This is a genomic window from Maritalea sp., assembly GCF_047634455.1.
GTDB lineage: Bacteria > Pseudomonadota > Alphaproteobacteria > Rhizobiales > Devosiaceae > Maritalea.
This window is the reverse complement of the sequence record NZ_JBLIAI010000103.1, coordinates 1-5,159: the sequence shown is the minus strand read 5'-3', so window position 1 is coordinate 5,159 and position 5,159 is coordinate 1. Positions and strand designations below refer to the sequence as shown.

Annotated in this window: 7 protein-coding genes; all 7 read left to right on the top strand. The window is 50.8% G+C overall.

Going from position 1 to position 5,159, the window contains the following annotated elements:
- The coding region (locus tag ACJAZW_RS15065) for an ABC transporter ATP-binding protein (RefSeq protein ID WP_415159569.1) at positions 1-729 on the top strand (729 nt) is incomplete at its 5' end.
- A 63-nt stretch (positions 730-792) separates the two neighbouring features.
- Positions 793-987 carry a twin-arginine translocase TatA/TatE family subunit gene (locus ACJAZW_RS15060; RefSeq protein WP_415159567.1) on the top strand — a complete coding sequence of 65 codons (195 nt, stop codon included), beginning with the start codon at positions 793-795 and terminating at the stop codon, positions 985-987.
- A gap of 65 nt (positions 988-1,052) precedes the next feature.
- Positions 1,053-1,877, top strand: a complete 825-nt coding sequence (tatB, locus tag ACJAZW_RS15055) for a Sec-independent protein translocase protein TatB (protein WP_415159565.1) — start codon at positions 1,053-1,055, stop codon at positions 1,875-1,877.
- Entirely contained in the window at positions 1,877-2,698 is an 822-nt protein-coding gene (gene tatC / locus ACJAZW_RS15050) for a twin-arginine translocase subunit TatC (protein ID WP_415159563.1), read from the top strand. The genes tatB and tatC overlap by 1 nt, the downstream gene beginning before the upstream one ends.
- A gap of 59 nt (positions 2,699-2,757) precedes the next feature.
- Positions 2,758-4,038: a serine--tRNA ligase gene (gene serS / locus ACJAZW_RS15045; RefSeq protein WP_415159561.1), complete on the top strand. Its 1,281-nt coding sequence runs from the start codon at positions 2,758-2,760 to the stop codon at positions 4,036-4,038.
- On the top strand, positions 4,039-4,815 hold the full coding sequence (gene surE / locus ACJAZW_RS15040; RefSeq protein WP_415159559.1) for a 5'/3'-nucleotidase SurE: 777 nt from the start codon (positions 4,039-4,041) through the stop codon (positions 4,813-4,815). It begins immediately after the preceding gene.
- Between the two features lie 7 nt (positions 4,816-4,822).
- On the top strand, positions 4,823-5,159 hold a 337-nt coding region (locus tag ACJAZW_RS15035), incomplete at its 3' end, for a protein-L-isoaspartate O-methyltransferase family protein (RefSeq protein WP_415159557.1).

The following is a 5,159-nucleotide window of genomic DNA, read 5'->3' as shown; positions in this document are numbered from 1 at the left end:
AAATCGTTGGGTCGGGACGAAGCGCGCAAACAAGCATTACACGCCCTTAAACGTGTGGGGTTAGCGGACCGTGCCAACGACTATCCATCGCAATTGTCAGGTGGACAGCAGCAACGTTTGGCGCTTGCACGTTCGATTGCCCCCAAACCTGGCCTGCTGTTGCTCGATGAACCCTTTTCCTCGCTCGATGCGCGTTTACGTGAAAGTGTGCGCGCGGAAACGCTGGCAGTGTTGCGCGAAACGCGGGCGACATGTGTTATCGTGACGCACGACCCAGAAGAGGCCATGTTGTTTGGTGACAAAATCGCGCTATTGCGAGATGGTGAGATTGCGCAGATCGGGACATCAGATGAGATCTACAACTCGCCGCTTGATCTGAGCGTTGCGCGTTTTTTCTCACCAATCTCTGAGATGCATGCGACGGTGAATAACGGATACGCTGACACCCCTTTGGGCAAGCTGCCAGTACTTGGGCGGCCCGATGGTACGAAAATCATCGTGGCAATGCGGCCGGTGGCTTCAGCAAATTTGGTTGGAAGTGGCGAGGGGGCAATGGGCCGCGTGGTCAACAAACGAACAGCAATTGGTATTGATACGATCGAAGTTGCTGTGTCGGGAATTGATCAGCCGGTGCGTGTGCGCAGGCCCGCCAGCGACGATGTGTATCCGGGACAAGACGTAAATATCGCGATAAACCCTAATCGCGTCCTTGTGTTTGACACGATTTGAACTTATTTGAATAACGACAAGTTTTTTCGCGCGACAAACGCGCGATCAAGAGGAGTAAAAACCATGAATCCAGGTCCTTGGGGAATTTTGATCATAGCAGTCGCTGCGCTATTGCTATTTGGTCGCGGCAAGATAGCCGGTATGATGGGCGAAGTTGCATCTGGCATCAAAGCATTCCGCAAAGGAATGACGGACGATGAGAAGCAGGTTGCCGAAATCGACGTCAAAAAAGAAGAAGCTGAAAAAGACAAAAGCTAATCCTAATTGGATGGGCGTTTTACCCAGTGGTTCATTGGGTGTTTTGACAAGCTAAGGAAGCCTTGATGTTAAATATCGGCTGGAGCGAAATGCTGATCATTGCGGCGATCGCATTGATTGTGGTCGGTCCTAAAGACCTGCCCGCCATGTTGCGTCAATTGGGCCGCGTGTTCGGCACTGTGCGTCGCATGGGGAATGAGTTCAAATCGGAAATCAGTAAAGTTGCCGCTTTGGATGAAATCAAAGACATCAAGAACTCCATTACAAAACCGCTTGAAGCGACCCACGAAGAGCTTACCAACCAATTCAACACAATTGGCAAGGATGGTGTTGAACCCAGCGGTATTATTAAGCCAAAGGTCGAGGGGCAAGAAAGCGTCGCGAATGAAATTCGCGAATCTGCAGGTCTGCCGCCATTGCCAGCTCCCGATCCCGCAGCTGCAGCCTCAAGTATGAAGGCCGCTATTACCCGCGCCCAAGCGGATGCTGCAGCCAAAGCCGACGCAGAAAACGCAACACCTGACAAAAAACCGCCGGCGAAAAAACGGTCGAGTTCGAAAACCGCCGGTGCTGCAAAGTCGACATCTGTTAAAAAAGCGCCCGCCAAAAAAACGCCAGCTAAACGAGTTGCTGCGAAAACAGCCGCCAAAACGACTGCGGCGAAAACAGCCGCCACGCGGAAAACAGCAGCCGCCAAAACAACTGCAGCAAAACCAACTGCAGCAAAACCAACTTCTGCCCGCAAAGCGCCGGCTAAAAAACCCGCAGCCGAAAAAGAAATTAAACCAATTACCGCCGTGGCGAATAAACGCGGTATTCCGGCAAAAACCGCAGCTAAGCTGCAACGCGCGCCTGCCAAAGACGTTGCCACCCCTAAAGGGGACGCATGATGAGCAAAGAGCTTGAGAAAACAAGTGATGAGGTGACCCAAAGCGAAGCACCGCTGATGGAGCATTTGATCGAACTGCGAACACGCCTGATCTATTCGTTTTCCGCAATCGCGGTGCTATTCGTCGTATGTTTTTTCTTGGCGGGCGAGATTTACACCATCCTGCTAGGACCCTTTGTCCAAGCCGTTGGCGGCGCAGTGGAAGACGTGAGTTTGATCTACACGGCTCCTCAAGAAGCGTTCTTTACGGAGTTGAAGGTTGCGCTATTTGGCGCTATTTTCCTCGCTTTTCCAATACTTGCCAGCCAAGTCTACATGTTTGTGGCACCAGGGCTCTATAAGCGTGAGCGTGCGGCATTTATTCCTTACCTAATAGCCACACCGGTATTGTTCATACTGGGCGCTTCGCTCGTCTATTTCGGTGTGATGCCGTTGGCCATGCGTTTCTTCCTGTCTTTTGAACAAGGTGGTACCGGCCAGGCATCTATTCAGATGATGACGAGGGTGAGCGAATATCTTTCGCTTACAATGACATTGTTACTGGCATTTGGTTTGTGCTTTCAACTGCCGGTCATTTTGACATTGCTGGCGCGCGCGGAATTGATTACCGCAGACAATCTTAAGTCATGGCGCAAATATGCAATCGTGGCGATATTGGCCGTCGCGGCATTTCTGACACCACCTGATCCAATGACACAGATTGGTCTTGCGGTGCCTGTCTTCCTTTTATACGAGATTTCCATCCTTGCTGTTCGACTTGTTGAGCGCTCGCGTGCAAAGCGTCAAGCTGAGGCCGAAAAAGATGCATCGTCGGAAATTTAAGACTATCAACAAATGTACATATTGATCACGAAATTAAACGGCAACAGCCGGAGCAAAACATGTTTGACGTAAAATGGATTAGAGCTAACCCCGAAGCATTCGACGCAAGTCTAAAACGACGCGGGGCGGAGCCTCAATCCGCCCAAATACTGGCGCTTGACGATGCACGTAAAGCAACCGTTCAACAGTTGAATGAGTGGCAAGAAACACGCAATGCTTCGTCCAAGCAAATTGGACAGGCAAAAGCTCAAGGCGACGAACAAAAAGCGCAAGCTTTGCTTTCACAAGTGGCAGACTTAAAATCTAAGGTGCAGCTGGGTGAGGAGACCGAACGCGCGCAAACGGCTGAACTGAACGATCTTTTAGCGGGGCTGCCCAACTTATTGCTTGAAGACGTGCCAGAAGGTGCCGACGAGAGCGACAATGTCGAAAAAAGCCGTTTCTCTGAGCCACGTCATTACAGCTTCAAACCCAAAGAACACTATGAGCTCGGCGAACAGTTGGGGCAGATGGATTTCGAAATCGCTGCCAAAATCGCAGGCTCACGTTTCGTGGTCTTAAAAAACCAAATTGCTCGCCTAGAGCGCGCACTTGGTCAATATATGCTGGATTTGCACACCAGTGAACACGGGTTTACTGAAGTCATTGCGCCACTTTTGGTGCGTTCTGAAGCCTTATTCGGTACGGGGCAACTTCCAAAGTTCTCAGAAGATGCTTTTCAGACAACAGATGATCGTTGGTTGATCCCAACCTCTGAAGTCTCTTTGACCAACCTTGTGCGCGAAAGCATGCTCAGTCACGAGGAGTTGCCGCTTCGCTTCACATCCTTGACGCCGTGTTTTAGGTCTGAGGCTGGTTCTGCGGGCCGTGATACACGCGGCATGCTGCGTCAGCACCAATTCTACAAAGTTGAAATGGTGGCGGTCACCGCACCAGACAAGTCACTTCAAGAACACGAGCGCATGCTCGGTTGTGCTGAAGCTGTGATGAAAGGCTTAGATATTCCTTATCGGGTGATGCGACTTTGTGCTGGTGATATGGGCGCAACAATGATGCGCACCTTTGATATAGAAGCTTGGTTGCCAGGGCAGGACGCTTATCGAGAGATTTCTTCTGTGTCAGTTGCCGGTGACTATCAAGCCCGACGCATGGATGCGCGTTACCGGGATGAAAATGGCAAGCCGCAATATGTGCACACGCTCAACGGTTCGGGCGTGGCGACAGGCCGTGCTTTGATCGCTGTTATGGAAAACTATCAGCAAGAAGATGGCTCAATTGCCATTCCAAGCGTGCTGCAACCTTATATGGGTGGTCTATCTGAAATCTCAGCGGCCAAATAGATGGCGGATCAATTGCGCATCCTTGTCACAAATGATGACGGTGTAGATGCGCCCGGTATAAAACTATTAGAGAAAATCGCCCGTGAATTGTCCGATGATGTGTGGGTTGTTGCCCCGGCGGGCAACCAGAGCGGTGTCGGGCATAAGTTTACATTGGGCACAGAACTGTCTTTGGATCAGCGCGATAAGCAGGTCTTTGCTATTGAGGGTACGCCAGCGGACTGCGTTGCGATTGGCATGACGCATGTGCTGAGAGACCGCCCCGCGGATGTGGTGCTGTCCGGCATCAATAGAGGTCAAAACATCGCAGATATCGTGCATTGTTCAGGCACAGCTGCGGGGGCCCGCGAGGGGGCGCTACAGGGTGCGCTTGGTATTGCACTGAGCCAAAGCATGGATTTCAGTGATGAACATCTGATCGAGTGGGAGTGTTCTCAGCGCTTTGGCGCTGCCGCAATCAAGACAATTATAGAAAATCATGCAGACCACGATATCTATTATAACGTCAATTTCCCCAGATGCGCAGCGGTAGATGTTTCCGGAATTGAATTGGTCCCGCATCAGCGGTTCTCGAAGTCCGCTTTCGAATATTATCCAAGCGACAATGACGGGCATTTCTTTGTCACGATACTAAAAACACCAACGCCATTGGATGCTGCTGCTGATTGTGTGCGTTTATTAGAGCACAACGCTGTTACAGTAACACCCATGAAGCTGCAACAATCCGATTTTGAAGCAATCAATGCGCTCAAAGGAAAACTATCTCTAACCGATTAGAGGCATTATGAGTGAGCCAGAGCAAAACCTAGACTGGGCCCGCGCTTCGCTGGTTCTTCAGGCGCGGCAGGCTGGTATCATGCATGCGCATATACTCAAGGCTTTGGAGAGTATTCCACGCGAGAAGTTTGTTCCCGCTGAATATTTGGAACACGCATATCGAGATGTTTCGATTCCGCTGGATCATCACCAATCTATGATTTCGCCGATTAAACTGGCAAAACTCCTCGACGCCCTGGATTTAGCGGATACGCCAAACAAGGTATTGGAAATAGGCACAGGAAGCGGCTATGGCACTGCTTTGCTGGCAAAACTGTGCAAACGGGTGTTCACGATGGAGCGCG